This window comes from Streptomyces sp. NPDC044921, from assembly GCF_056432865.1.
On sequence record NZ_JBWKIF010000031.1, the window covers coordinates 14,263 to 37,045 of the forward strand.

26 protein-coding genes and 1 pseudogene are annotated in these 22,783 nt (G+C 70.1%); 25 read left to right on the plus strand and 2 right to left on the minus strand.

Translation table 11 applies throughout. From position 1 onward, the window contains the following. Positions 1-12: 12 nt before the first annotated feature. Positions 13-768, minus strand: a complete 756-nt coding sequence (locus tag AC07DA_RS33585) for a DNA-methyltransferase (RefSeq protein ID WP_058082975.1) — start codon at positions 766-768, stop codon at positions 13-15. A gap of 519 nt (positions 769-1,287) precedes the next feature. On the opposite strand from AC07DA_RS33585, the gene AC07DA_RS33590 reads away from it, so the two are divergent. The 20 genes from AC07DA_RS33590 to AC07DA_RS33685 all read left to right on the plus strand — a co-directional run bounded on the left by AC07DA_RS33590 (position 1,288) and on the right by AC07DA_RS33685 (position 18,968). Then, positions 1,288-2,406, plus strand: a complete 1,119-nt coding sequence (locus AC07DA_RS33590; protein ID WP_351348516.1) for a C40 family peptidase — start codon at positions 1,288-1,290, stop codon at positions 2,404-2,406. A 93-nt stretch (positions 2,407-2,499) separates the two neighbouring features. Continuing rightward, positions 2,500-2,817 (plus strand): DUF6112 family protein, encoded by a 318-nt coding sequence (locus tag AC07DA_RS33595; protein WP_351349559.1) that lies wholly within the window; start codon positions 2,500-2,502, stop codon positions 2,815-2,817. Continuing rightward, positions 2,817-3,485 (plus strand): hypothetical protein, encoded by a 669-nt coding sequence (locus AC07DA_RS33600; protein ID WP_351348513.1) that lies wholly within the window; start codon positions 2,817-2,819, stop codon positions 3,483-3,485. The genes AC07DA_RS33595 and AC07DA_RS33600 overlap by 1 nt, the downstream gene beginning before the upstream one ends. Before the next feature lie 15 nt (positions 3,486-3,500). Beyond that, a complete protein-coding gene (locus AC07DA_RS33605) occupies positions 3,501-4,907 on the plus strand; it encodes an SCO6881 family protein (protein WP_351348510.1) in 1,407 nt (468 codons plus the stop codon). Between the two features lie 84 nt (positions 4,908-4,991). Next, on the plus strand, positions 4,992-6,464 hold the full coding sequence (locus tag AC07DA_RS33610) for an SCO6880 family protein (RefSeq protein ID WP_351348507.1): 1,473 nt from the start codon (positions 4,992-4,994) through the stop codon (positions 6,462-6,464). A gap of 40 nt (positions 6,465-6,504) precedes the next feature. Beyond that, the gene (locus tag AC07DA_RS33615; RefSeq protein ID WP_351348504.1) at positions 6,505-6,960 is read left to right on the plus strand and encodes a DUF6238 family protein; all 456 of its coding nucleotides are present in this window, start codon (positions 6,505-6,507) and stop codon (positions 6,958-6,960) included. A 28-nt stretch (positions 6,961-6,988) separates the two neighbouring features. Further along, complete coding sequence (locus tag AC07DA_RS33620) at positions 6,989-8,506, plus strand: VirB4 family type IV secretion system protein (RefSeq protein WP_351348502.1); 1,518 nt, start codon at positions 6,989-6,991, stop codon at positions 8,504-8,506. 95 nt (positions 8,507-8,601) lie between these two features. Continuing rightward, positions 8,602-9,036, plus strand: coding sequence for a hypothetical protein (locus AC07DA_RS33625; protein ID WP_351348499.1), 435 nt, complete (start codon positions 8,602-8,604; stop codon positions 9,034-9,036). A gap of 254 nt (positions 9,037-9,290) precedes the next feature. Then, positions 9,291-9,854 (plus strand): hypothetical protein, encoded by a 564-nt coding sequence (locus AC07DA_RS33630; protein WP_479132022.1) that lies wholly within the window; start codon positions 9,291-9,293, stop codon positions 9,852-9,854. A gap of 14 nt (positions 9,855-9,868) precedes the next feature. Next, positions 9,869-10,381, plus strand: coding sequence for a hypothetical protein (locus tag AC07DA_RS33635; RefSeq protein WP_351348493.1), 513 nt, complete (start codon positions 9,869-9,871; stop codon positions 10,379-10,381). Positions 10,382-10,465: 84 nt separating this feature from the next. Beyond that, positions 10,466-11,461 carry a DUF8094 domain-containing protein gene (locus tag AC07DA_RS33640; protein WP_479132037.1) on the plus strand — a complete coding sequence of 332 codons (996 nt, stop codon included), beginning with the start codon at positions 10,466-10,468 and terminating at the stop codon, positions 11,459-11,461. A 532-nt stretch (positions 11,462-11,993) separates the two neighbouring features. Beyond that, entirely contained in the window at positions 11,994-12,611 is a 618-nt protein-coding gene (locus tag AC07DA_RS33645) for a hypothetical protein (RefSeq protein ID WP_479132023.1), read from the plus strand. Between the two features lie 44 nt (positions 12,612-12,655). Next, positions 12,656-13,393 (plus strand): glycosyltransferase family 2 protein, encoded by a 738-nt coding sequence (locus tag AC07DA_RS33650; RefSeq protein WP_479132038.1) that lies wholly within the window; start codon positions 12,656-12,658, stop codon positions 13,391-13,393. Beyond that, on the plus strand, positions 13,386-13,964 hold the full coding sequence (locus AC07DA_RS33655) for a hypothetical protein (RefSeq protein WP_351348484.1): 579 nt from the start codon (positions 13,386-13,388) through the stop codon (positions 13,962-13,964). The genes AC07DA_RS33650 and AC07DA_RS33655 overlap by 8 nt, the downstream gene beginning before the upstream one ends. Then, the gene (locus AC07DA_RS33660; RefSeq protein WP_479132025.1) at positions 13,931-14,494 is read left to right on the plus strand and encodes a hypothetical protein; all 564 of its coding nucleotides are present in this window, start codon (positions 13,931-13,933) and stop codon (positions 14,492-14,494) included. Before AC07DA_RS33655 ends, AC07DA_RS33660 begins: the two co-directional genes overlap by 34 nt. Positions 14,495-14,526: 32 nt before the next feature. Continuing rightward, positions 14,527-14,976 carry a hypothetical protein gene (locus AC07DA_RS33665; protein ID WP_351348478.1) on the plus strand — a complete coding sequence of 150 codons (450 nt, stop codon included), beginning with the start codon at positions 14,527-14,529 and terminating at the stop codon, positions 14,974-14,976. Beyond that, positions 14,973-15,317 (plus strand): hypothetical protein, encoded by a 345-nt coding sequence (locus AC07DA_RS33670; RefSeq protein WP_345576827.1) that lies wholly within the window; start codon positions 14,973-14,975, stop codon positions 15,315-15,317. Before AC07DA_RS33665 ends, AC07DA_RS33670 begins: the two co-directional genes overlap by 4 nt. 449 nt (positions 15,318-15,766) lie before the next feature. After that, positions 15,767-16,264 carry a hypothetical protein gene (locus AC07DA_RS33675; RefSeq protein WP_351348474.1) on the plus strand — a complete coding sequence of 166 codons (498 nt, stop codon included), beginning with the start codon at positions 15,767-15,769 and terminating at the stop codon, positions 16,262-16,264. 329 nt (positions 16,265-16,593) lie between these two features. After that, the gene (locus AC07DA_RS33680) at positions 16,594-18,117 is read left to right on the plus strand and encodes an ATP-dependent nuclease (protein ID WP_345576831.1); all 1,524 of its coding nucleotides are present in this window, start codon (positions 16,594-16,596) and stop codon (positions 18,115-18,117) included. Next, the gene (locus AC07DA_RS33685; protein ID WP_351348471.1) at positions 18,114-18,968 is read left to right on the plus strand and encodes a hypothetical protein; all 855 of its coding nucleotides are present in this window, start codon (positions 18,114-18,116) and stop codon (positions 18,966-18,968) included. The genes AC07DA_RS33680 and AC07DA_RS33685 overlap by 4 nt, the downstream gene beginning before the upstream one ends. Before the next feature lie 85 nt (positions 18,969-19,053). Here AC07DA_RS33685 and AC07DA_RS33690 read toward each other — a convergent pair. Beyond that, positions 19,054-19,146 (minus strand): annotated as a pseudogene (locus tag AC07DA_RS33690) (IS5 family transposase); the annotation flags it as partial. Positions 19,147-19,697: 551 nt separating this feature from the next. On the opposite strand from AC07DA_RS33690, the gene AC07DA_RS33695 reads away from it, so the two are divergent. From AC07DA_RS33695 to AC07DA_RS33715, 5 genes are read left to right on the plus strand one after another with little or no spacing between them, the layout of a single operon-like run. Continuing rightward, on the plus strand, positions 19,698-20,138 hold the full coding sequence (locus tag AC07DA_RS33695) for a hypothetical protein (protein WP_345576835.1): 441 nt from the start codon (positions 19,698-19,700) through the stop codon (positions 20,136-20,138). After that, positions 20,135-20,635, plus strand: coding sequence for a hypothetical protein (locus AC07DA_RS33700; protein ID WP_351348468.1), 501 nt, complete (start codon positions 20,135-20,137; stop codon positions 20,633-20,635). The genes AC07DA_RS33695 and AC07DA_RS33700 overlap by 4 nt, the downstream gene beginning before the upstream one ends. A 14-nt stretch (positions 20,636-20,649) precedes the next feature. Continuing rightward, entirely contained in the window at positions 20,650-21,342 is a 693-nt protein-coding gene (locus tag AC07DA_RS33705; RefSeq protein WP_351348465.1) for a hypothetical protein, read from the plus strand. Positions 21,343-21,370: 28 nt separating this feature from the next. After that, positions 21,371-22,129 carry a hypothetical protein gene (locus tag AC07DA_RS33710; protein ID WP_351348463.1) on the plus strand — a complete coding sequence of 253 codons (759 nt, stop codon included), beginning with the start codon at positions 21,371-21,373 and terminating at the stop codon, positions 22,127-22,129. Then, positions 22,126-22,776: a hypothetical protein gene (locus AC07DA_RS33715; RefSeq protein ID WP_351348460.1), complete on the plus strand. Its 651-nt coding sequence runs from the start codon at positions 22,126-22,128 to the stop codon at positions 22,774-22,776. The genes AC07DA_RS33710 and AC07DA_RS33715 overlap by 4 nt, the downstream gene beginning before the upstream one ends. The last annotated feature ends 7 nt before the right edge of the window (positions 22,777-22,783 follow it).

Here is a 22,783-nt window from a genome sequence, read left to right on the forward strand (position 1 = left end):
GGGGCGGTGGAGTCAGGCGGTGAGGACCACGTCCTCCTGGCCGAGGGTCTGACGGATCGTTTTCGTCAGCCGGTCGGCGGCGATGGACGCGTAGTGTTCGGTCTTCTCCACGCCGATGAAGTCCCGGCCTTCGAGCAGGGCGGCCACGCCGGTGGATCCGGAGCCAGCGCAGAAATCGAGGACTGTGCCGCCGGGCGCACAGATCTTGACCAACTCGCGCATGACCTCGACGGGCTTTTGCGTGATGTGCTGCCGCTGGGAGCCCGACGGCTGTGAAGCGGAGTACATGCCCGGCAGGTAGACCGGGTTGCGGGAGCCGTCGATGGCGCCCTTCGACGCCCACACGATGAACTCGCAGTTCTGGGTGAAGCGTCCCTTCTGGGGTCTGGCCTGGGGCTTGTGCCAGGCCAGGACGCCGCGCCACAGCCAGCCGGCCGCCTGGATCGCGTCCGTCGTGATGGGCAGCTGGCGCCAGTCGGTGAACAGCAGCGCCGCACCGCCGGTCTTGGTGAGGCGGTGGGCCTCCGTCATGATCTGCGTCAGCCAGAACCCGTAAGAGCGCTGGTCCATGTTCTCGCCGGTGAAGTCGGCCAGGCTGTGCTTGGCGTCGGCGGAGGTGTACTTCTGCTTGGCGGAGCGGCTGGTGCGCTCCTTCGCCGTGCGCCCACCGGAGTTGTACGGCGGGTCAGTGATGACGGCGTCGACGCAGTCGTCCGGGAGCTTGGACAGGACGCTCAGCGCGTCGCCCTGGTGCAGGGAAAAAGGCAAAGAGGAACCCCGATTCGGGTGGGAGTACGTGCGTGGAATGCCCGTCGCGTCGGCAAGCCCCATTGGCCGGAAAACGGGCATGAGCAGGCCCATGACCATGGTCTGGGGAGGGCGAGGGGGAGTTCAAAAACTGTAGCCGTGATTCGGCCGATGACCAAGAAGTGCGCTGCTGAGGGGCCGGATTCCGGCACCTCGCGCCGACTTTTTGGTCAACGGCCGATCTGGGCCTACTGTTTTTGGACCGCCCGGCGCACACCGCCGCTGGCCCACTCCCCCTCTGGCTCGTGGAGGTTCACGCTGCCCCCGCACACCTACCTCACCTGTCGGCCACGCTCGGCGAGCGGCTACTCGCCTGTGGCCGGCCACTCCTGATTCCGCCCACCCCGGTCTGCTGCGCTCCCTTTCCCGCGTTCCCTGCGCTCGCGCGGCGTGCCGGACACCGCACCCGAAGGACCCCTGCATGACGTCTCGTTATCCGCCCCTGCCCGAAACCGGTGATCTGCGCGTGGGCACCACAGGTTGAAGGGGCTCGCCGCCGGCATCGGCGTCGTCTTCCTCTCCCCTCTCCTTCTCGGCGGCGGCGCCGTGATGATGGCCACCTCCAGCGAAGCCGCCCAGAGCACCACCTCATCGCTCGACTGCCTCTCCGACGTGGACACCAGCAAGATCGCTGATCAGGTCACCAAGATCCTCGACGGTGCAGACGCCTCCAAGGTGCACATCAAGGACCTGGACCTGCCCGGCGAGCAGATCCCGAACGCACAGACCATCGTCGCCACCGGCATCAGCCTCGGCGTTCCCAAGCGCGGTCAGATCGTGGCGCTGGCCACCGCGATGCAGGAGAGCCGGCTGCGCAATCTAGGCGGCGGCGACCGTGACTCTCTCGGCCTGTTCCAGCAGCGGCCCAGCCAGGGCTGGGGCACCGCCGCGCAGATCCACGATCCCGTCTACGCGTCCGAGCAGTTCTACAAGGCGTTGCTGAAGGTCCACGGCTGGCAGCAGATGACCGTCACCCAGGCCGCCCAAGCAGTGCAGCGCTCCGGTTATCCGGACGCTTACGCACAGTGGGAACCGCTGGCGACCACGCTGCAGAAGGCGATTGCCGCCACCTTCCCCGACTCCGGGGAGAAGGACGCCGGCAAGACCGACGACAAGCCCGCCCCCGCGACCGGCTGCGACACCGCCGACGGCACGTCCTACGGGCCCATCCCCGAGGGCGCCGTTCCCAAGGGATACAAGATCCCCAAGGGCACCGACCCGCGAGCCCGCAAGGCGATCGTCTGGGCGATGCAGCAGCTCGGCACGATGTACCAGTGGGGCGGATCCTGCACCAACCCCCACGGCCCGGACGCCATGGCCCGCTGCGACTGCAGCTCCCTGATGCAGCAGGCGTACGCCCACGCCGGCATCACCCTCACCCGCACCACCTACACCCAGGTCGGCGAGGGCAAGGCCGTCTCACCGAAGGCCCTCAAGCCCGGTGACCTGCTCTTCAGCCGTGGCACCGCGGCCCGGCCCGAGCATGTCGGCATGTACATCGGCGAGGGCTTGGTCATCGAAGCCCCCCGGACCGGCAAGCCCGTACGGATCACGCCGCTCAAGGACTGGGCCGTCCTCGCCGCCCGCCGCGTCATCTGACGCCGGCCTCTCTCCCGCCGCTCGGCACACCCCCTCTTTCTGAAATGCCCCTCCCGCCAGGGCCTTCGGGCCTGCCCACGCAAGGAGCCCTCCATACCCGCGTCACCCCTCGCTGCCCGTGCCGTCCAACTCGCCTACGATCCCGGCATCTCCCCCAAAGGCGGCGGCCTTCCGGGCCTGACCGTCCTGAAGAACGTCGTCAACAGCATCAACATGTTCGCGATCATCGCGGTCGTCGGCGCCCTGGCCGTCAGCCTCGCGGTCTGGGCGTGGGGCCACCACACCGGTGGCCACCAGGCCGAGGCCAACGGCAAGAAGGGCGCCACCGTCGCCGCCGGCGCAGCCCTCGGGCTCGGCGCCGCGAACGGCATCGTGGCCTTCTTCTCCGGTCTGGGGTCGCAGGTCCACTGATGCTCAAACGCCTCCCCGGATACAGCCTCGGCTGGGCCCCGAATCGCCGCATCATCGCCATTGCGGTCGGCCTGGCCTGCCTGCTCGCCCTGGCTGCCGCGGCGGCCATCTTCTCCGGCCACGGCAACCGCACCCACGCTGCCCCGCCCGTCCCGGCGCCGGTGCACGGCTCCGCTTCCCCGACGGACCAGCCTTCCTCCGCCAGTGGCCCGGTGGCCGGGCCGCCGAGGATTTCCGATCCGGTGGAGTTCGCCAAAGCCGCCGCGAAGATGCTCTGGTCCTACGACACCCGCACCACCAGCCAGGCCCAGCAGCTGACCGGCATGGAGGCGTGGATGACGAAGGAGAGCGAGTACGGCGACTGGGCGTCGGTCTCGGCGCAGATACCGGACCCGGTGCTGTGGTCTCGGATGGCGGACCAGAAGCAGCACGCCACCGCGACCATCAGCGAAGGCCACTACCCGGCCGCCTTCAAACAGGCCCTGTCCGAGGACCCTGCCGCGATCACCAAGGCGTACATCTACGCAGTCACCGTCACCGGCCAGCAGACGATCACCTGGACCAAGGGCGGCGGGGGTGCGGAGGACCGCTCGATGACCCTCGCTGTGCAGTGCCGCCCCTCCGCCGACTGCTCGCTCGTCGCCATCGCCCCGCGCGTCGCGCCCTGACCGAAAGGAGTCCTCATGGGGTTTTGTGATCTCCCCGTCGCGGACAAGGTCTGCGCGGTCGGCGAGGCCATCGACTTCGCCTCCGACCCGGGCAAGTACATCGGCGACTGGATGGCGAAAAGCGCCGGCGAACTCGCCGCGTCCGCAGCCGACCTGGCGTCCAAGGCCGTCGACGCCACCACCCGCGTCGACCTGAACGCGGGATGGTTCCGCGACAACTACGAGACGATCCTGCCCATCGGCCTGGTCATGCTCGTGGCCACCTTCTGCGCGCAGCTGGTCCGTGCCGCGATCCGCCGCGACGGCCAGGCCCTGACCCAGGCGTTCACCGGCACCGCCTCCGGCGTGATCTTCGCGTTCGCCGCGATCGCCCTGACCACCGTCGCGATCGAAGTCACCGACGCCCTCTCCGCCGGCCTCTTCCAGGCCGCGCACACGGACATAGCCTCCGCGGTCCGCCGCATGGTCAAGGTGGCATCCCTGCCAGGACTTGCCGGGCTCGGCTGGCTCGTCGCCGTCTTCGCCGGCATCGGAGCCGCCATCGGCGCCTTCCTGTACTGGTGCGTGATGATGGTCCGCAAGGTCGGCATCCTGGTCATGGTCACCCTCGCCGTGTTCGCCGGAGCTGGCGGCGGCTGGGAAGTCGCCCGCCGCTGGCGCAAGGGCTGGATCGAGGCCACCGCCACCCTCGTCGTCTCCAAGCTGCTGATGACGATCGTCTTCGTCCTCGGCATCGCCGCCATGGGCAAGACCGACGCCAAGGACGGCCTGGCCGCCCTCGCGGACGTCCTCGCCGGCATCGTCGTCATGATCCTGGTGCTGCTGTGCCCCTACGCCACCTTCAAGTTCGTGCACTGGGCGGCCGAGGGATCCGACGGAGAGACGTTGCACCGTGCCGGCGGAGCGGGCGCGCAGCTGGCCAGGCAGCACGCCGAGCGCGCGGGCCGGAAGGCCGCGGCGATGGCGGCCACCGCTGGAACCGGCGGTGCCGCGGCCGGAGCCGCAGCAGCTCCGCAGGGCCCGGACACCGTGCCCGGCCAAGACGGGTTCCCCGGCGACATCGCCTCCCACTCGTCCGGCAACGGACAGGACACTGCCCAAGGCGGTGCCTCCGATGGCCCGTCGGGCGGCAGTTCCGCCAAGTCCGGTCTGGAGCAGGCCGTCCAGCCGCCGCCGACCCACGTCGCCGACGACACCAGCGGCCAGATGGGCGGCAGCCCTACCAGCGCAGGCACCCCCGGTGCGAGCGGATTCGGCCAAGGTGCCGCAGCCGCCGGCCACAGCGGCGGATGGCAGTCCGCGCCGTCGGCCACGACTCCGCCGCCACAGGGCGCCCCGCCCGCCGCGGGCACACAGACCGCTGGCACGACCTCCGCGCCTAACGGTGCGGCCTCACAGCCGCCGCCCGCGACCGGTCTCTGATCTCCTGCCCGATGCCCGATCCCTGGGGGCGGGAAGGCTCACGGTCCTTCCCGCCCCCGGGCCCTCGCTCCAGGAGCAGCCTCCTTGTCCGACCTCGCCGTATCCCCGGCCACCGTCAAGTTCCCGCACCGCAGCCGCCGAGGCATCCTGCTCGGCCTCACCCTCCACCAGCTCGTCCTCGCCTCTGCCGCGCTGGCTCTGCTCCTGGTCACGGTCCTGACCACCGGGCTGCTGGGCGCCATCACCCTGACTCCGCTGTGGGCGGCGGTGGCCGTTGTGGTCGCCGTTCGCCGGCAGGGACGCTCGCTGATCGACTGGGCGCCGATCGTCGCGCGCTTCGCCTGGCGCCGCCACAGCGGACAGACCCTGTGGCTGGCCCGGCCCGTCACCCGGCCCCGCCAGGACGGCATCCTTCATCTGCCCGGCACGGCGGCCTCTCTCAAGGTCGTCACCCCCGGCGACTCCGTCAATGGGGCCGCCGCCGTGCACGACCCGCACCATCAGACACTCACCGCTGTCGCCCGCGTCAGCAGCCGTGCCTTCGCCCTGCTCGACCCGGCCACGCAGAACCACAACGTCATCGGCTGGGGGCGTGCGCTGGCGGGCACCGCCCGCACCGGGCACGTCGCCACCGTGCAGGTCCTGGAACGCACGGTCCCCGACTCCGGTGACACCCTGGCCCGGCACTGGGCCCAGCACGGCCGGCCCGAAGCACCGGTCGCAGGACAGGTGTACGCAGACCTGGTCGCCTCCGCCGGACCGGCCGCCGCCCCGCACGAGACCTACTTGGCGATCTCCCTCGACCTCAAGGCCGCCAAGCGCCTCATCTCCCAGGCCGGCGGCGGACTGCCCGGCGCGTTCACCGTCATGGAACAGACCACCGCCTCGATCGCCCAGGCCGCCCGGAACGCCGGACTGATGATCACCGGGTGGCTGTCCGCGCGGGAGATCGCCGCCGTCGTGCGCACCGCCTACGACCCCAAGGCCCTCGCCGCGCTCCAGCAGTGGTCCCCGACCGGCCGCGCGGAAGCCGACCCGGCTGCCGCCGGCCCCGTCGTCCAGGTCGAGGAGTACGACCGCATCGCCACCGACTCCGCCCGCCACGCCACCTACTGGGTGGAGAACTGGCCGCGCACCGAGATGGGCGCAGGCTTCCTGCACGGCCTGATGTTCACCGCCGGCGTGCGCCGCACCCTCTCCCTCACCTACGTCCCACAGCGGCTCGAGTCCGCGCTGCGCGACGTCCAGCGAAAGAAGGCCGCGATCATCGCCGACGCCTCCGAACGCGCCCGGCGCGGGCAGGTCGACAGCGAGGAGGACTCCATCGAGTACGCCGACGTCAAAATCCGCGAGCGCCAGCTGATCGCCGGGCACGCCGACGTCGCTCTGACCGGCCTGATCACCGTCACCGCCGACACCGACGCCGCCCTCGACGCCGCCTGCGCCCAGATCGAGACCGCCGCCGTCACCGGAGGCGTCGACCTGCGCAGGCTCTGGTATCAGCAGCCCGACGCCTTCGCCGTCGCGGCACTCCCCCTCGCTCGCACCACCCTCTAAACGCCACCGCTCCCGCCTCCACGGCGGCAAGGACCCCCGATTGCCCCAGCCCCGCTCCAGCGAGACCGACTCCCACCCCTACCTGCGGGCCGCCACCGCAGGCATCCGCCATCACAGGCGTGTCTTGAGCGGCTCTGTGCCCGCGATCCTCCCGGACCGGGGGCACCTCGACACCCTCCACGCCCACCTCACAGAACTCCACTGGCTCCTCGACCAGTTGGCCGACGCGGCACGGCCCCCGCATCCCGCAGCTGGCCGACACCTTGCTGCGGCGCGCACCCGGCTGTGGCAGGCCACCACCGACATCCACGCGGCCTTCCACCTTCTGCCGGCCACGTCCGCGGACTCCACCGAGTGCCAGCCCGGACAGCTCCCGGAAGGGCCTCCCTTCCTGACCATCTGCCAGCGCCACCTCGCCGCCGGGCACATCGTCCGCCGCAAGACCACCCCCACCGACCTGCACCACGCACCGCACACCACCTCGTGCGTGCGCTGAGCACCATCCGCCGAATAGAGGGCCCCCGATGAACCACCGGCCCGCCCGCCGCGCCCGCCGCGCCTCCGCCAGCCCGCTGTTCACCCCGCACGGCACCGACCGCGCCGCCCGGCGCGCCGCCCGCAGGCAGCTCGCCGAAGCCGCCGCAAAGGCACGCGCCGAGACAGCCACCCACCCGGCCACAGGCCCGGCACCGGACGAGCACGCCGCGCCTGCACCCGTCTATCCGCCCGGCGGGCGCCCCGGACGGGCGTCCGCCCGAGGAAAGCGGCTGAAGCTGCCTGCCCACCGCATGACCACCGCCATCGCGGCGGGCGCCTATCCCTTCCTCGCCGAAGGGGGGCTCGGCGCGGAGGGCATCTACATCGGACGCGACGTCCACGCCGAAGCATCCTTCGTGTTCGACCCGTTCGCGCTGTACGGCAAGGTGGAGGGCTTCACCAACCCGAACGTGCTGCTGGCTGGCGTGATCGGCCAGGGCAAGAGCGCGCTCGCGAAGTCGTTCGCTCTGCGTTCCATCGCCTTCGGCTACCGCGTGTACGTCCCCTGCGACCCCAAGGGGGAGTGGACCCCGGTCGCCCAGGCTTTGGGCGGCACCTCCGTCGCCCTCGGCCCCGGCTTGCCCGGCCGCCTCAATCCCCTGGACGCGGCCCCGCGCCCGGACAGCATCACCGAGGCCGACTGGGAGGGCGAGATCCGCAAAAGGCGCCTGCTCCTGCTCGGGTCCCTGGCCCGGACCGTCCTGGGCAGGGACCTGCTGCCCATGGAGCACACCGCGCTCGACGTCGCCCTCGACGCCGCAGTCAACCGTGCGGCCGGCACCGGCCGCACACCGCTGCTCGGCGACGTCGCCTCCGCCCTCAACAACCCGGCCCAGCTCGACGAGGCCGCCGGGACGATGTCCGGCCACCTCGGCGAGGCCGCCCGCGACCTCGCCCACGCCATGCGCCGCCTCGTCCACGGCGATCTCGCCGGCATGTTCGACGCGCCCTCCACCGTCCGCTTCGACCCGCGTGCGCCGATGCTGACCATCGACCTGTCCCGGCTCGGCGGATCGGGCGACGACACCGCCCTCGTCCTCGCCATGACCTGCGCCTCCGCCTGGATGGAGTCCGCCCTGACCGACCCGCACGGGGGCCGGCGCTGGATCGTCTACGACGAGGCATGGCGCCTGATGCGCCACGTCGGCCTGCTGCAGCGCATGCAGGCCCAGTGGAAGCTCTCCCGCGGACTCGGCATCGCCAACCTCATGGTCATCCACAGGCTCAGCGACCTGCTCACCGCCGGCGACGCCGGATCACAGGGCCGGGCACTCGCCGAGGGCCTCCTCGCCGACTGCTCCACCCGCATCATCTACCGGCAGGAAACCGACCAGCTCCACGCCGCCGCCTCCCTGCTCGGCCTGACCTCCGTCGAAGTCGACGCCATCGCCCACCTCAACCGCGGCCGTGGCCTGTGGAAGGTCGCCGGCAGGTCCTTCATCGTCCAACACCTGCTACACAGTGGCGAGTTGGCATTGTTCGACACCGACGCCCGCATGCACTGACCCTGGACGGCCTCGCCCACCGCACCGGAGACTCCTTGTCGCCACGCCCCTCCACACAGTCCGACGGCCCCGCTCCACCCTGCGACCTTTATCGCATGGCCCGCCGCGACGCCGAGACCTTCCTGGCCCACCACCCGCTGCCGGACCAGCCCACCCCTCTACCGGACCTGACGCCGTACCTCCAGGCGCTCCCCGCGGCCAAGACACCTGCCGAGGTCAGCGCCATCACCCACCAGCTGGTCGCCGCCACCGCACCCGTCCTCGACCACATCGCCAGCCACTTCATCGCCGTAGCCCTCTGGGCCGGCACCGAGCACCGGCACACGCCCCAGTCGGTGCGCCTGCTGCGCGAAGCGGCCCTGAGCATCCGAACCGCCCTGGCCAAGGTGGCCCAAGCCGACCTGGAGAACCTGCGCGCCCACTACGCGCCACCGACAGCAAACGCAGAACCGACACGCGCGACCGCGCCCACGGCCACCACCTCGCCGGGCCCCACCGCCCCACGGCACACGCCCGGGTCCCGCCGCTGACGTTGCCGCCCTGGCCGCCCCCTTCCGCCCCCAGGAGGAGCCACCTGTCATCACAGACTCACAGCGCTTTCGCCACCGAACTCGCGGCGCACCTCCCTGGGCAGTGGCACCGCCGGTACACCGGATTCCCACCGCCCCAGGACCAGCCGCATGTCGCAGACCAGGTCTGGGACTGCGGGCCGACCCACTCGGCCCTGCTCGACTGGGACCCGCCGACCGCCTTCCTCGACGGGCCAGCCGGCGAACAGCTCTGCGTGATACCGCGCCCCCGCTACCCCCGCCAGTACCTGGTAGCGCCGCTACGGCCCGACGGGTTCAAGCCGCACCATTTCCGCGGGAGGGACGAGCCGAACGGCATCGCCGTCCCCGACGATCCGGTCCGTGCCGCCGCCCAGGTCGTCCGCCGTGTCCTGCCCCGCTACGCCGAAGCCCTGAACGCGGTCCGGCGCAACGCCCTCCATCAGCCGGAGCCACCGCACCGGCCCGCCGCGCCTGAGGTCACCAAGTCGCTCACGCTGATCTGGTACCCCGACGGCGTGGTGGGCGCCCCGTCCGCCAGCGTGCCCGCCGTGGCCCGCACCGTGCTGTACGCCTGCTACTTCCAGTACAGCCCGCACGAGGCGGCGTTCGTCCTCCCCGCCTCCTACAGCACCGAGGCACGCGCCCTGCTGCTGCAGAGCGCGGTCCGGCAGCTCACCGTTCAAGGCATCGGCGTCAACTTCCGGCATGCCGCCCCCATCCCATCCGTTCCGCCCCGCACGGCAGCACCGGCCCTGGGCGCACCGCCCGGCGCGAGGCAGCCGACCGCCCGGCGGTAGAACCGGACCTCCCTGTGCGCACACCGTCGCTGTCCGATCCCGACCAGCGGATGCTGCTGCACGACGTGGCCGACCGGATCAACACCGTCGCCGACCAGCTCCCGCTTCCTGACCAGGTCCAACCGGGCCCCGGACTCGGCGAGATTCTGGACGATGAGGTACGGCACCTGGCCCGGCTGCTGGGCTACCTGGCCGGCGAGAGCGCCTTCCGCCACCGAGCCGCTGCTCGTCATCCGGACCAGGCCACGCCGTCCCAACGCCGCGCCGCCCTCGCCCTCGGAGCCGCACTCGCTGCTCTGGGCGGTGCCGTCCACTGCCTTGGCGTCCTCGCCGATCTCAGCCACCAAGATCCTGGCCGCGCCGGCAACTGGACCGTGGACACCGCGCACCAGCAACTCGTGGAACGCCTTGCCGAGAGCCGCGCGCATCTCGCCCGTGCCGCCAAGTCCCTGCGCACTGCCGCGGACGCCCGATCGATACGGCCAGCCCCGTCACCGCCGACGCCCGCGCCAGCCCGCACCCGCTGAATCACGATCCCCCGGAGTTTCCTCATTCCCCTGCACACTTCTGTCCGCCGCACCACACTCCTGCTCACCGCCGCTGCTGTCGCGCTGACCGCGTCCGCGTGCTCCACCTCCAGCAGCACCCACGACAGCACCACGGGCGCCCCGCACCGCACCGCGCAGCCCACGCCGACCGCTGAGCCGGCGCTCGCGAAGCAGGAGGCTCTGGCCCAGATCGCCCACTACTCAAAGATCAACAACACGGCCAACGCCACCGGCGACACCAAGCTCCTCGACACCGTCGAGGACGGACCGCTGTACGCGATGTCGTCCGCCGACCTCAAGGAGGAGGCGGCCCTGCCGAGGTCGGACCGCGAGCCGTACCGGCCGTGGGCGTACGACCTCGACGCAACGGATGTCTACATCCCGCGCATCACGCCAGGGCAACAGCGGTGGTTCGCCGCCGTGACCCGCTCCGGCAGCAGGAAGCAGTACGCCCGCGTGCTGGTCCTGGCCGAGAACACGAAGGCCAAGCGCTGGGAGATGGTCGCGGCCGTCGACCTCGACGACCCCGAGCATCTGCCGAACATCATCCTCGACAAGGACGGCTACGCCACCGCGGTCGACGCCTCCTCCGCCTCGCTCGCCGCGCCGGTCGGCGTGCTGCGGACGGCCATCGCGGACAACTTCGCCACCGGAGGCGAGAAGACGGGGAAGAAGGTCTTCACCCCGACCGAGGCGTCCCGGCGGCAGACCAAGGTCCACGACCAGACGACCCGCAAGTTCGGCACACGCGGCACCACCCGCTTCTCCTCGGCCGATACGGAGTTCCCTGATGCGTACGCGCTGAAGACGGCTACCGGTGCACTCGTGATCTTCTCCCACACGCACACGCAGCACGACGCCGTGGCCGCCCCGGGGCTTCAGATCGTGCCGGACAAGCTCGACCGCGCCTGGCTCAACGCACCGGCCCCTGCCTTCACCTACACCTTTACCTGCTCCGACGTCGCTGGTGTCCCGGCCACGCCGAAGCCCTCCAGCCTGCTGGGCTACGGCTGCCGCCGGACGGACGCCAAGCCCACTGTCCCCGACTTCTCTCTCTAGGAGCCGGCCCTGCGAGATCCCGACTTCGATCTGTACGACAACGTCGGCCGAGACGGCGACCAGATCGCCGCCGCCCGCTACGGCATCGCCACGGACAACGACCTGCTGCGGTGGGCCCGGCGGGACGCCGAGCCGTTCCTGGCCCAGCACCCACTGCCCGAGCAGCCGCTGCCGGCGCCCGACCTCGGCCCCTATCTCCATGCCCTTGCCGCCGCCGAGACCCCCGCGCAGGCCAGTGCGGTCACCCAGCGCCTGCTGGATGCCACCGCACCCGTGCTCGAAGCGGTGAGTGAGTACCTTGTGGCTGCAGCCCGGTGGCGGGGCCAGAACCGCGGAGCGGAGCTGGGCTCACCGCCCAAGATGCTGATGAGGGCGGCCAGCGACAGCCTGTCGGCGCTGGCCCTCGGCCATCAAGCGGATCTGGCGATCCTGCGCGCCGAGTACGACCCGACACCGCCGCCCACTCCCAGCCCGTTCCCGGGCCGCGCTGGGCCCGGCCTCCCGCCCGCGCCGCCCGGCGCACCGCCCACCGGTGCGGCCCCGGGTCGCTGATCACAACCTCTGGAGGCTCCTTCTGTCGACCCGTTCCTTCATCGCCCGCCCCACCACCAGTGGCTATGACGGCATTTACGTCCAGCTCGACGGCCAGCCGAGCACGAAGCTGCCCCTGCTCCTCGCCGCCTTCCAGTACCGCTTCGAAGGCGACGTCGAAGCCATGGTCCAACACCTCGTCGACGGCGTGGCCGTCGGCTGGGACGAGCTGGGCACCAACCTCCTTGCCGGCGCGCCACCACAGGTATTCACGGCGCTGACCGGCGGCGAGCAGTGGCCCAGCCGCACCTTCGACCACCTCATCACCCCGGACGGATCCCCACCAGTCCGTATGACGGTCACGGAACGAACCGCCGCCGACCAGGACGTGCAGTGGGGCTATGTCCTGCGCTCCGAGGGCATCGAAGTGATCAGCGTGCCCCACGCCGACGCCGGTCCGGTCATCGGCTGGGACACCGATCCCCGCACCCTCTTCAGCGACCATCCGGCTGACTGGCCAGCGCCCACGCCCTCGCCGCTCGCCACCTCCACGCGCACGGTCCCGCGGACCGCTCGGGCCGCGGTCTCGCCACGGCCCCGCACGGCCGCACGCCGCTAACCCACCCGCCCCCGCACACCGGAGACCTCGCCCTGTCCACCCCCCTGATCACGGTCGTCATCGCCACCCGCCTGCGCGAGGACCGCCTCGGCTTCCTGACCGCCATGCACCGCAGTCTCTGTCGGCAGACCGTGCCCTGGGAGGCCGTCCTCGCCCTCGACGGCGTCGGCCCCGACCGTCTGCCGGCAGCGCTCGCCAGCGATCCGCGCGTACGCACCCTGACAGTGCCGCGGCCCGTCGGCGCCGCCTGCGCCCGAAACCTCGCCCTCAATCTCGTCCGCACTCCGTACGTGAACTGGGCGGACGACGACGACCTGTTCCCAGACCACGCAATGGCCGCCCGGCTCGGCGCCCTGGAGCAGGCGGGGGTGGGCTGGTGCGCCGGGTGGAGCGAGGACCTCCACCCCGACGGCAGCACCACGCTCTGGCGGTGCCCCGCGCCGCCCGGCCGGCACCAGGCGGGGGATGTATGGACGTACTGGCGCTCACCGGCCGACACCATTCCGATCGGACCGACCACGATCCTGGCCCGCACCGAGCTGGTGCGCGCGGCCCCGATGGGCGGCCTCGTCCAGGGCGAGGACTACATGACGGCCGTCAGCATCACCAGCCTCGCTCCCGGGATCCTGCTGCCACTGCCGGTCTACCGCTACCGCAAGCACACCGGGCAGATGACCGCCCAGCCGGGATACGACCAGCTGGAGAGCGCCGCCCGCGAGCACGCCTGGCAGTACGGCCGCAGCCTGCGCTCGCTCCTGCACCGTGAGGCCCTGCGTGGCTGACGCACAGATCACGCTCACCTACAGCCGGAATGTCGGCGTCGTCGCCATTGCGACCGGCGAGCAGTACAAGTCCGCGGAAAGCGCGTTGAACGATGCCGGTTTTCGCCGGGGCGAGGCCGGGGTGTACCAGCTGACCTACACGGACGAGGCGGCAGTCAGAGCCACCCTGGCCCACTCGGCCGAGCGTGCCGAGGCGCGGGGGATACAGGTGACGGCCAGCAGCCGGCGCTTCATCGGTGACACCGCCCAGGACATCGCCCGTTGCTTGCCCGGCCAGTGGGACACCCGGGTCGAGATCTACTCCCACCCGGTGTGGCAGGAAGACCTCGTGGCCTACCTGTGGGACTGCGGCGAACTCGCCCGCGTCGTACAGACCGACCGAATCCCCTACGCCGCCACTCTCACCGACCCCATCTCCGGCACCACCTTGCTTCTCGTCGAACACCCCGGTCATCAACTGAGCTACCTCGTCGGCGCTTCGTACCAGAGCCGTTCGGTGAGGGGTTCGACGATCCGCACGCTCCCCGCAGCATCACCGTGCCACCGTTCCCCGGCCGCGCCGCGCAGGTGATCATCCAGCGCTACCTGCCCGCCTACGACCGCGCCGTCCACGAGCGCCGGATCGCGCACGTGGCCGAGGCCCTCGACCTCATCCAGTCGGAGTGGGGCTCCTGGAATGAGTTGCCTGCCGCCCCCCAGCCCGGCGGCGCCGTTCGCGTCGAACCCCCCGTGTTCACCACGGCCGTCGGCGAGTTCCTGGAAAGCGCGTGGCGGGAGTTCCTCACCGTCCTGGACCACGCCCCGGCGCTACTCGACCAGTGCCGTCCAGCGGCCAGCGCGTGGCCGCAGGACGCCGAGGTGCTCGACCAGCTCGCCGTCGCGCTCCTCACCACGCTGCAGGTTCGCGAGGACCTGAACAGCGGCGTTCCGCTGTCTCGCGCCGAGCACCGAGCACAGACCCGGCCGGCCATCGAGACCTGGCTCGCCCACAGCCAGCAGTTTCTGCGCCAGGCCCGCGCTGCCTCCCCTCGCCCACGCCCCACTGTTGCCCTTCCCCAGCCGCCCCACCGGCTCACGCCCGGCCAGGCACGCCATCGCTGACCGGCACCCGATTCCTAAGGAGACCCACCTACTTGGACCCTGGTACTCACTTCGCCTTCGGCACTCATCCCCAGCACGGCTTCGTCGCCTCCTTCACCGCCACGATGCCCGCGCACCTGGCCCACTGGTTCCTCACCCGCGAGCAGTTCGAGCCCACCCCCGATCGTCCCGGGCTTTACCGCCTCACCGAGCCCGACCGTGAGGGTCCGCGCCGCACCCGCCAGGCCGTCCGCGATCTGCGGGCCCAGGGCTACTCGGTGTCCGCCGACATGGGCCTCGATCCGGACGCACCGGCCGCCGCACCGCGCCCGGTACGGCGCCACGATGTCTCGGATCGTCGCGCCCGCATCGCACAGGCCGCGGCCATGCGCTCCCCCCAACGCCGTGCGGCGCCGACCACCACCGCACCGGCCACGCGAGCCATCCCACCGAAGCCCACCTACGCTCCGACCGTTCACCTGTCGGCTGGACGCTCCCGATGACACCCTGCGGTGAGACGATCCGCATCACCCGCGGGCGGGGTGGCGAGGTCGAGGTCACCGGCACCATCGACGCGTTCGCGCGGGACATCCTGCTCCGAGCCGGGTTCCTCTTCCTGCCGGCCCTGCGCGGGCACTGGATACGGCTGCCGTTCGACCTCGGCCAGGGCTGGGAGAACGAGCACGCGGCCTGGGCAGCAGACATGCTCACCGCCGCCCGCTACCCGGTGCACCTCGACCCCGGTCTTCGCCCTCACCCACCCGGCCAGGAGGCGCCGGCCGCGCCCTCACGGCCGCCGGCCATGACTGCCGATGCACCGCCCAGCAGGCCGCCCCGCCGCTGAAACCTTCCGATGCAGGAGCTGCTCCAAGAGGTCATCGAGGCCCGCACCGCCGGCGAGGTCTCCGAGGCCCTGCTCACCGCCGCAGCAAGGCTACGAAGCCGGTCCCTTGGTCCGGTTGGAGCGCCTCCTTGATACGGCGGGCCGCTTCTCTTACAGCTGGACACCGTCCGCCGGCAGCAGTTCGACGCCATTGGCTGGCAACTCACGTTCCTCACCCGCGAGGTGCACGACGCGGCCAAGGATCTCGCCGCCACGGTCGGCGTGCTGCCGCCATACCGCACCCCGCTACCACCGCGGATGCGGCCCCGCCCCGCCCTGAGCACCACACCTCCCCCAGCGCCGCCCCGTAGCACGGCCGTCACCCGCCGAGCGTAGGACCGCCTGCGGATTCGGCGGGCTGGCCCCTTTTCACCTTCACTCACACACGACCCGTTCAAGGAGATCGATCTATGGCTGTCCATACGAAGTGGACCGTCGAGCACGCCTGCGGCCACGAAATCGTCCATGACTTGTCCGACCGCGCCGCCGACCGGCGGGCCGGGTTCGCCCGCTGGCTCGGCGAACGGGACTGCACCGACTGCTGGAAGGCCACCCGCGGCAAGGACACTGCCTCCAAGGAAGAGTGGCTTGCCGTCAAGCGGGCCGAGGAACAGCGGGCCGCCGCCGAGTGGGCCACCAAGTTCGGCATGCCCCCGTTGGAAGGGCCGGAACGCGCCGTGGACTGGGGTGAACGCTCCCGCCACCAGCTCATGACTGCAGCCCACACCACGCTCGTTGTCGAAGGCACCTGGGACGAGGCCGATTGGGCAGATCTGGAGGAGAAAGCCCGTACGGTCACACGGGCCGGGTGGTGGATCGATCAGCGCGACGCTGACGGTACTGACCTGCCCGAACTCCTCGACGCCGCCACCGAGCATGACCGTGGTACCGAGAACCCGTTTCGCTAGGAACTGACCGCGCCGAAGTAGTGAGCAGGGGACCTCGCGCGACCCGCCCGGTACTCGCCATCCATGATGATGGGGAACTGCCTTGTGCGTTTGATCCACACGCCATGACCGGCCTCATGGTCCGACGCCTCACCAACGAGACCACCATCTCCTGGCGCAACCCGACTCCAGACGTCAAACGTCGCATAAGTGATGAAACACCAGGAAGAAACGACCCTTTATTTGCCGACCGGGTGGGCAGCACGTCGTCCGACTCAGGGTTTCTGTAGCTGGTCGCGGTCTTTGGATTACAGTGTGATCAAGGGCGAGCTGGGGGATGAGGGGGCGTCATGCAGTTCGTGGTGGTGGAAGGGCCACGGGATCTACCTGCGGAGTTCGACGGCGCCTTTCTGGTGCCGGACAACTGGAACGACTACGGCTTCGTGACGCTATACAAGTTGCGCATCAAGCGTCGCGGGAGTGTTTCGCAGACCGTTGGCGGTGTCCGTATCGGGCACGTTGAGATGGGGTCAGGTGGCCGTGGTGAGTTCAACGCCACGGAGAGTCGGCTGCCACGCCGATTCACTGCTCTCGACGAGGACTTCTTTAGCCTGGGCGTCGATGACCGGTACTACGAGGCGCTCAGCACGCTGACTGATGGCGAGAGAGTCAGCGTGCTGACTGCCCTGCGAGACATCGCATACGACTACAGCGACGACGTTGTGGACCGTGTGCGGGATCTGCGGGTTTTCAGAGACTCCCTAATGCGGGACGTCCGCCATCCTCGAGCGGAACTGGAGCGCCTGCACCTAATCGCTCGAGGCCGAGAGCGGGTCGTCACCTTCGAGTGGGACTATACGCCTCCCCGACCTCCCGATGCTGGCCATGAACCGCCCAAGTTGCAGTTCCGTGCCATCCCGGCGTCACTGCCGCCGAGCAACGTACACGCACTGATCGGCCGCAACGGAGTGGGCAAGACCAGCATGATGCGTGCGATGGCTGCCGGGGTAGCCTCGGGAAGTATCGAGGTCAGACAGCTCACGACGTCCCGATCTGCCCAGGTCACACCGAACGTGGTGCTGGTGTCCTTCAGCGCCTTCGATGAACTACTTCACCACCAGGACGCGCCTGCGGGGTTCGCGTACATCGGGCTGCGGGACGGCAGTGATCCGCAGCGCCTGAAGACGGGTGAGGACCTGTCCGAGGAATTCGCCAGCAGTCTTGCCACGGCCCGTATCGGTGCCCGGCGCAGCCGCTGGGAACAGATCATGGCTACGCTCCGGTATCCGGAGTCCGGCTTTCTGGACGACTACGAAGGCGACCTCGAAGCGCTGTTGTCCGAGGGATCTGACCGCCGGTTCGAAGCCGCCGCGAAGCAGCTCTTTGAGCCGATGAGCTCTGGCCACAAGATCGCTTTGCTGACCTTGACACGGCTAGTCCATGAGGTGACCGAGCGCACGGTTGTCTTCGTGGACGAGCCCGAAGCCCACCTTCAGCCACCCCTGCTCTCGGCGTTCATCCGCGCCCTGTCGGACTTCCTGTCCGACGTCAACGGGATGGCGGTCGTGGCTACGCACTCACCGGTCGTCCTGCAGGAGGTACCGCGGTCGTGCGTCTACACGCTGCGCCGCTACGGCGACGTGGTGAAAGCGGAGCGGCCCCAGATGGAGACCTACGGGGAGAACGTCAGCGCACTCACGCACGAGGCATTCGGCCTGGAGTCCGCCGCCACCGGCTTTTACGCGGCCTTGGCCAGGGAGGTTGACGCGGGGCGGAGCTACGAGGACATTGTGGCGGACTTCGAGTCCCTGGGCAGCGAAGCCCGCGGTCTGCTGCGTGTCCTCACCCTCCGCCGGGAGGGAAGCACCTCATGATTCCGATCGACCCTCCGGCCATGACGGTGAAAGACACACTGACCGCCGCCTGCAGACGCCTGCAGGACCCCGTCCTGAAGAAGCGGCTCCTGGCCCGCGAAGGAGACCTGTCCGCAGCCGAGAAGAAGTACACCTACTTCGCCGAGCAGGACCGGCTCTACGCACTTGCCATCTACGAGCGCGACGCCGAGAAGAAGACACCGGACCGTGACGGGGTACATCTGAAGACCCTCTACAGTGCAGGGCTGGTGGGGCGTCGCGACGGGAGAAGGAAGTACGACGAGCTCAAGGCCCGCGCACCGTTCGGGCGCTGCCTCCTGTGCGGCAACAGTGAGATCGGTTCGCTCGATCACCACCTGCCCAAGGAGGCACTGCCGCTGTACGCAATTTGTCCGGTCAACCTGGTGCCGGCCTGCGGCAAGTGCAACCAGATGAAAGGCGATCGGATCGGCATCACCGCTGGCCAGCGCACCCTGCATCCCTACTACGACCGCCCCGGCGAAACTGGCCGGTATCTCGTTGCGGACATCACGGGCTGGCCCGTGCAGTTCCACATCCAGGCCCTGCCCAACTGGGACGCTGAGCTCCGTGCCCGCGTGGAGTACCACTTCGACACATTCCAACTGGCTGACCGCTATGCCGAGTTCAGTGTGTCCGTGGTGACTGCGGACCAGTGGCTGCACCGGCAGATACGAAGCGAAGGAGGCATACCCGCCCTGACCGATCACCTATATGAGGCCGCTAAGCAGCACGCCCGTACACATGGGCCAAACGCCTGGGATACAGCCCTGCGCTACGGGCTAGCCAGCAGTGATTGGTACCTCCACCACGGCGTCGATGAAGCCCCTTAAGAGGTCGCTTTTCTCGGTGTTTCATCACTGCATGTGACGTTTGGCCTGTGGTGTCGGGTCGGGCCAAGAGATGGTGTCCGCTCCACAGCCCATCGTTTCGGAATTCGAAGCGCCAGGCCGACAGCACCGGCTCGATCAACTCCCAGCGAACATCGGACGGATCACTCGGGTAAGGGCGTCACGTCGGGGTGTCTCCACGTACCGCCGCGGACTGACTTCGCCCCGGCGCACAGCCGCGACAACGGAAGCACTCGGCAGCGAAGGCCGGGCACCCTGGCGTGAGACAGGCACAAGCCACTTCCAGCCTCGCCTGTCACCCCACCTGATTAGCAGTAATCAACCCGCCCCTCAGCAGTAAGATCACCAGAACCCAGCGGTCTAACAATCCACTGGATACACGGGCAACTCAGGCGAAAACGACCTCTGGGTCTGGCCCAGTTAAGACCACCGGATGCTGCGGCCTCCAGGATGAACAGCGTCGCCACGATCCCTGCCGGAAATCGGTGACCGTCGCATTGCTACCCCCCCCAAGGTGATCCGACATGCCGTTCTCCCCGGCGCTCTACCCACGTGACAGCGTCTACTGCGAGTGACTTTCCGCCAGAGCACGGCGCATACCGGCCTCCGGATCGGGGCGCAACATAGCCGCAGATCGCCGGTTAGCCAAACCGGTGATCCTGCGGACCATTGATCCTCCCGCCGCCACACGCACAGCGTGGAAGGATCCGCATGCTCCCACCATCCTGGACCCCGCCATCCACCCCGGCCTTCGCGCCGACACCCGATCCCCTCACGCCCTATCGGGACATCACTCATGGGCACTTCGAGGCCGGCGACCAAGTCGTGGTCGTCAAGGGTGTGTCGGGGGCCGAGTTGTGGGGGGATGCGATGCAGGTCGTCGCCTCGTCCTGGCACACCCCGACCGACGAGGACGGCTGGCGGCTACGCGATCCCAACGGCGGAGCGCAGACGTTCATCACCGCGCACCCCCGCTACCTCGTGCACCTCTCGCGCCGCTGCCCGGACTGCATGAGCTACCTGCGAGCCATGGCTGATCATCTGATGCCGAAGTACGCCGACCACGCCGACGCTGTTATCGACTGCGGCTGGTACACCACCACGGCCCTCGGCCAACTGGTCCACATCGCCGATGCCCGGGGCGGCCGGTGAGACTGCCTCTCCGCCGCCCCGGCCGCACCCCCACACTGGCGCGCCCACGGACCCAGGCCACCAGGGACACATCGTTCCGGTTCTGGCCAGCACGCCTGGCAGCCGACCTGCTGCAACGGCTCGCATCTGATGCCCACCGCCTTAAGCAGGACCTGCGCCTCACCACCACCACGTCCGCATCCGACGACCGGCAGGGGGCCAGGGCCGTACCGACCGCTTCCGCTCAACTCGCCACCGTCCTCGCCCAGCTCGCCGACGAGCGGTCCGGTCCGCTGGCCACCGTGCGCGGCCTCATCGAACACACCGCGTACCGCGCCTCTCTCCAGTCCTCAACCGGTCCCGACACTGCGCACCAGCTGGAGCTGATCGCCCGCCGCCTCTACGGCATCCAGCAGGACCTCGATGACGCCGCTGCCCGCCTGACCACCTGCTCCAAGCGGTTGACCGCAGCGCCAGTGGTACCGGCCGCCCGGGCCTGTGCCGGGCACTCACCTTAGGAGAAACCTTTCCCTTGCCTCTGGCCGACCGCGCCCTGACCATCCGCCGCGACCCGCACTCCGAGGAGGTCCTTGCCCGCGGTGGCGATCCGGAAGCCCACAGCGTGCTTCAACGGGCGGGCTTCGTGCCCGTCCACCGCCTTCACGAGACCTACCACCGCGCTCCCGCCGGCCTGGTGCAGGACGAGGAGAACCGCCTGGCCACCGAAGCCGTGGCCCGGCTGCGGGCGGTCGGCTACCGCGTCGACTGCGACCCGGCCTTCGACACCGACCGCCGCCCCGCGCAGTACGAGCCGCTGGGTGCCTCGGTGGCCCAGCTCGCCGACCGGATCCGGCAGGCGACCACCACAGAGGAGGTCGCTGAGATCCTGACAGAGCTGGCTGCACCCTGCGACGGCATCCTCGATGCCGTCGGTCAAGTCCTCACTGCGGCGGCTGAGTTCCACGACGGTCTTGGCGCACCGACTGCCCCGTACACCGCGCGACGGCTGCGCTACCTCGCCGAGGAACGCCTCGCCGTCGTCCGCACCGACCTGGTGCACACGCGCAATGACCTCGCCGACCGGCATGCCCTGCACCCCGGCCGCGTCGCGTGCACCCAGGAGGTCCCTGCCGACGAACGCGAGCGGTCCGCCGTGTGCGCCTGCCCACCTCCGCCGCGCGCCATCCCGGTCCCCCCGCCCGTGGCCGCCGGACCGCGCCGCTGACACCACCCCCTCCCCCGCCAAGGACTCCATGCACCACCACGAAGACCCCGAGCGCCTCGCCTCCTTCGCAGACGTTCTCGCCGGTGAACTCCCCGGTACCTGGCGCAGCACCCACCACCCCGCCAAGGACCAGGAGGCTCTTGCCGAGCTGGCCGACCGCGTCTGGGACCTGGACCTCGTCGCCGAATCCCTCGCCGCGCACCCGTTGCACCAGGCGGCCGTCCTGTCCCGTCCGGACGGTGCCCAGCTGGTCATTCTCGACCGGCACGACGAGCGCGACGGTTTCCTCATCGCCGCAGTTGCACCGCGCGGCCTGCCCAACGAGGCGTACCGCGGCGTGCCCGAGCCCAATGGCATCGCGGTGACCGACGATCCCTTCCTCACCGCAGAACAGGTCGCCGGTGACCTGCTCGCCCGCTACGACACCGCCCTGGCCCGCGTCCGCCTCAACGCCATGGACGACATCGTGCCCTCGCAGCCGGACCGGGTCGTGCTGACCTGGCAGCCGGACGGCAGCCTCGCCGCCGCCCCGGTCGGGGATACAGCCGCGAACGTGCTGGCCGCCAACGGCTTCGTCAAGGACGAGCAGACCGGCGTGTACCGGCTCTCCGGCGACGACACCTACAAGCAGGCGCGTGCCGTCCGCCAAACCGGCCAGCAGCTGCGCGCCCACGGCATCGGCACCGCACTCCAGCACCCCTCCGGCCGGATCGCCCCCACTGCCACGGCGCCGGCAGCCCCGCCGGCCCCGACGGCGTCCCGGGCGCCGGCGGCCCGGACGCGATGAGCGAGGTCGAGCCCGACTTCGATGTCCTGGAGTACGTCACCATCGCCAAGGACGCGCGAAGCGGACTGGTCGTCGCCCTGGGCGGCACCGAGCAAGCCGCCGCTCTCCTGCAGCGAGCCGGCTTCCTCGATCACCCCGGCCCCCGCGGCACGTACCACCGTCTTCCCCATGGTCTTCCCGCCGCCGAACAGCGTCGGAAAGCCACGGCCGCATCGCACGCCCTGCTGAGCGCCGGATACAGCGTTCACCTCGACCCAGCTTTGAACGCCCTCGCAGTACCCGACGCCGGCCGGGAGGCCGCACTGCGGTACGTCGCTGAGCTGGCCCAACAGGGCACTCGTGCCTCAAGCGGCGAGGAGAGGGCTGCCCTCCTGACCGAGATCGCCGCACCCGCCGAGGGACTTCTGCCGCTCATCCGGCAGGCCATAGCGGTCGCCTGCTTGTGGTCCCTGCAGCCCGGCGCCAGTGGCGCAAACCTGGAACCGGCTGCGCAGCTCGGGAGCGCGGCTGATGCGCTCTCGCGGGCCGCCGACCAGATCCTCCGCGTCCGGAACGACGTCGCCCGCATGCCCGCCCAACCGGGTCAGGCCGTGAGGACGCACAGCCCAGCACAGCGTCCTGTCGCTGCCGTATCCCGCAACCGCTGAAACAGGA

Bases quoted from the DNA above. Each gene is read 5' to 3' on its own strand.
- AC07DA_RS33605 (WP_351348510.1), top strand. From the start codon at position 3,501: ATGGGGTTTTGTGATCTCCCCGTCGCGGACAAGGTCTGCGCGGTCGGC.
- AC07DA_RS33680 (WP_345576831.1), top strand. From the start codon at position 16,594: ATGCAGTTCGTGGTGGTGGAAGGGCCACGGGATCTACCTGCGGAGTTC.
- AC07DA_RS33670 (WP_345576827.1), top strand. From the start codon at position 14,973: ATGACACCCTGCGGTGAGACGATCCGCATCACCCGCGGGCGGGGTGGC.
- AC07DA_RS33715 (WP_351348460.1), top strand. From the start codon at position 22,126: ATGAGCGAGGTCGAGCCCGACTTCGATGTCCTGGAGTACGTCACCATC.
- AC07DA_RS33625 (WP_351348499.1), top strand. From the start codon at position 8,602: ATGGCCCGCCGCGACGCCGAGACCTTCCTGGCCCACCACCCGCTGCCG.
- AC07DA_RS33710 (WP_351348463.1), top strand. From the start codon at position 21,371: ATGCACCACCACGAAGACCCCGAGCGCCTCGCCTCCTTCGCAGACGTT.
- AC07DA_RS33675 (WP_351348474.1), top strand. From the start codon at position 15,767: ATGGCTGTCCATACGAAGTGGACCGTCGAGCACGCCTGCGGCCACGAA.
- AC07DA_RS33600 (WP_351348513.1), top strand. From the start codon at position 2,817: ATGCTCAAACGCCTCCCCGGATACAGCCTCGGCTGGGCCCCGAATCGC.
- AC07DA_RS33685 (WP_351348471.1), top strand. From the start codon at position 18,114: ATGATTCCGATCGACCCTCCGGCCATGACGGTGAAAGACACACTGACC.
- AC07DA_RS33695 (WP_345576835.1), top strand. From the start codon at position 19,698: ATGCTCCCACCATCCTGGACCCCGCCATCCACCCCGGCCTTCGCGCCG.
- AC07DA_RS33620 (WP_351348502.1), top strand. From the start codon at position 6,989: ATGAACCACCGGCCCGCCCGCCGCGCCCGCCGCGCCTCCGCCAGCCCG.